The organism is Microbispora sp. NPDC046933, from assembly GCF_040644635.1.
In the GTDB taxonomy this organism is placed as follows: Bacteria; Actinomycetota; Actinomycetes; order Streptosporangiales; family Streptosporangiaceae; genus Microbispora.
Map to the genome: position 1 here is coordinate 1 of NZ_JBEYWW010000092.1, position 3,046 is coordinate 3,046.

At 73.6% G+C, this 3,046-nt stretch carries 3 protein-coding genes; all 3 read left to right on the forward strand.

What is annotated here, in order from left to right; translation table 11 throughout:
• The first annotated feature begins 242 nt into the window (after positions 1-242).
• The 3 genes from mraZ (at position 243) to ABZ857_RS43955 (ending at position 2,741) form a co-directional block, all read left to right on the forward strand.
• Positions 243-674 carry a division/cell wall cluster transcriptional repressor MraZ gene (mraZ, locus tag ABZ857_RS43945; RefSeq protein WP_079318531.1) on the forward strand — a complete coding sequence of 144 codons (432 nt, stop codon included), beginning with the start codon at positions 243-245 and terminating at the stop codon, positions 672-674.
• Between the two features lie 289 nt (positions 675-963).
• The gene (rsmH, locus tag ABZ857_RS43950; protein ID WP_357056871.1) at positions 964-1,887 is read left to right on the forward strand and encodes a 16S rRNA (cytosine(1402)-N(4))-methyltransferase RsmH; all 924 of its coding nucleotides are present in this window, start codon (positions 964-966) and stop codon (positions 1,885-1,887) included.
• Positions 1,884-2,741 carry a hypothetical protein gene (locus ABZ857_RS43955; protein WP_357056874.1) on the forward strand — a complete coding sequence of 286 codons (858 nt, stop codon included), beginning with the start codon at positions 1,884-1,886 and terminating at the stop codon, positions 2,739-2,741. Before rsmH ends, ABZ857_RS43955 begins: the two co-directional genes overlap by 4 nt.
• Positions 2,742-3,046 lie beyond the last annotated feature (305 nt).

Here is a 3,046-nt window from a genome sequence, read left to right on the forward strand (position 1 = left end):
CGCCGCCGGGACCCCCGTCCGCGGGGGGGGTTCCGGGGCGCCGACACGCCCGGGCGGGGGCGGGGGGGCGCCGCGGCGCCCCACACCGAGCCACCCCATTTCACCTGCGAAAACGCCGCCCATTTTGAATGCCGACACGGTCAGAATCAGTTGACGGTGGGGAGAAGTGGAGTATGGTGGTGCGCAGTGGAGGGCAGGGGCTATAGCACTGAGCGCTCCACAAGGCACAGGAGGTGGGTCCGGTGTTCCTCGGCACCCACCACCCGCGCCTCGACGACAAAGGACGGCTGTTCCTGCCGGCGAAGTATCGCGAGGAGCTGGCGGAGGGTCTGGTGATCACCAAAGGCCAGGAGCGCTGCCTCTACGTCTTCCCCGTAGAGGAGTTCCAGCGCATCACCGAGGCCCTGCGTACCGCTCCGGTGACGGCGAAGGCGGTCCGCGACTACAGCCGTGTCTTCTTCGCCAGCGCGTCCGACGAGGTGCCGGACAAGCAGGGACGCATCACGATTCCCCAGACGCTGCGGCGGTACGCCGGGCTGGAACGTGACTGCGTCGTGATCGGCGCCAACACGCGGCTGGAGATCTGGGACGCCCAGGCATGGGACACCTACCTGGAGGCCCAGGAGCAGGCCTTCTCCGACCTTTCGGAGGAGGTGCTGCCCGGGATTCTGTAGATCGGTCCTTTCCTTTTCTTTTGATCAATTGACCCGTCGGTGACGTTCGGCGAGGTCTCCACCCGCTCCCATGTGGCAGCTGATGCACCTTCCCCGGTGTCAGACGCCACGGCCGGCGACGCGGATGGGGACCTGGCCGGACGGGTCGGTTCCCCGGGAACCGGCATGGGTGGGGGTCCGTTGGGTAGTCACCGGCGGCACAGCCGCGAATCCGCGAGTACTGCGGCGTAAATGGGGGTTGGAAGCGTTGTCGCACGAGCCCGGTCAGCCGGGTGGTCACGTTCCGGTCATGCTCGATCGCGTGCTGGAGTTGCTCGCTCCGGCGCTGTCCGGACCGGAGCCGGTGGCCGTGGACGCCAACCTCGGTCTCGGCGGGCACGCCGAGGCGCTTCTGGCCGCCCACCCCTCCCTCCACCTCGTCGGCATCGACCGCGACCCCACCGCCATCGAGCGCTCCACCGCCCGGCTCGCGCCGTACGCGGACCGGATCACTCTCGTGCGCGCCGTCTCCGACGAACTGGCCGACGTGCTCCATGACGCCGGACGGCCCCGCGTGAACGCCGCGCTGTTCGACCTCGGCGTGTCCTCCCCTCAGCTCGACGAGGCCGAGCGCGGTTTCGCCTACTCCTACGACGCCCCCCTCGACATGCGGATGGACCGCGAGCAGGAGCTCACCGCCGAGCGCGTTGTGAACACCTACTCCGCCGCGGAACTCACCCGCATCCTGCGCGACTACGGCGAGGAGCGCTTCGCGGCACGCGTCGCGAGCCTCATCGTCAAGGAGCGCGCCAAGGACCCCATCACCAGCACGAAACGGCTTGCCGACCTGGTCCGCGCGGCGATACCCGCCGCCACGAGGCGGACCGGGGGCAACCCGGCGAAGAGAACGTTCCAGGCGCTGCGCATCGAGGTGAACGGAGAGCTGTCGGCGCTCGAGCGCGCGCTCCCCGCCGCGCTCGACGCGCTGGCGCTGGGCGGGCGCGTGGTCGTGCTCGCCTACCACTCCCTGGAGGACCGGCTCACCAAGCGGGTCCTCGCGGCGCGAACCAGGGACACCAGCCCCCCCGGGCTGCCCGTCCCACTGGAGGCTCACCAGCCCCGGTTCCGCCTTCTGACGAGGGGAGCGGAGCTCCCGGACGACGAGGAGGTGGCCCGCAACCCGCGGGCGGCCTCGGCCCGCTTGAGGGCGGCAGAGAGGATCCGCGAGGGATGAGGACAGAGCAGGAGAGCAGGAGGGCGGCCGGGCGCACGGCCGCGCCGCCCCGCGTGCCCGGCCGCACGCCGGGCCGGACCGCCGCGACGGCGGGTGAGCCGGCCGCCGCTCCGGACAAGCGCCGCGTCCGCCCCGGTGCGCCCACGCCGGGTGACGACCGCCTGCGCGAGGGCGTCCCGGCTCCCCGCGGCGGCGCGGAGGGCCGTCGCCGTGAGGCGGTTCCGGCTCCCCGGAGGACCCGTACGGACGCGCGCCGGGGCGAGGCGGCTCCGGCCGCCCGGCCTGGTGGCGCCCCGGCGGCGTCCGCGGGATCCGTCACGGCCCCGAAGCGTGACGGCGCCCGGGCGCGTACGGCCGCCCCCGCCGCTTCCCCCACGCCCGCTTCGAGCAGGGCCGCATCCCGCACGGCCACCCGCCCCGCGCCGTCCCGTGAGGCCCGGAGCCTCACCGAGGTCGTGACGGCTCCGCGGCGCGCCCGGCGCGGCGGCTCGGAAACCCGGCCGGCGGCATCCGCGCGTGCCACAATGGCGCGGCGGGCGTTCCGGCGGCCGCCGCGTGCTCCGTTCGTGCTGCTCGTCGTGGGCCTCATGTGCGGCGGCCTGGTGACCCTCCTGCTGCTCAACACGGTCCTCGCGCAGGACTCGTTCAGGCTGAGCGACCTGCGGTCGAGCATCGACGAGCTGCACGAGCAGGCCGCGGAGCAGGAGAACCAGCTCCGCCAGTGGACGCAGCCCGGCGTGCTGGACGAGCAGGCCAGGGCGCAGGAGCTCGAGCCGGACAAGTCCGCGCCGGACTTCATCCGAGTAGGCGACGCGGCGCAGGAGCAGGCCCAGAAGGAGGGCACGGACCGGTGAGAGACAGCGGCCGGAACCCGGGTCCCGGCCGCGGGGGTCCGAGCGGGCGAGGCGGTGGCCAGGGCCCGGGCGGTGACAGGAGGAGCCCGGGCTCCTCGGGGCGGCCGTCCCGCCAGGACGGGCCGCCGAGGCCCGGCCGTCCCGGCAGGCCGGGCGATCCCGGAGGCGACGACACGACGGGCGGCCCGGCAGGCGGGACGTCACGGCGCGGCGGTCCATCATCCCGGCGGACTCGGCCCACACCTGTACGGCGGGCCGGCCGCCCTCGGGCACGAGCGCCACCGCCAGGACGATCACAAGGGTGC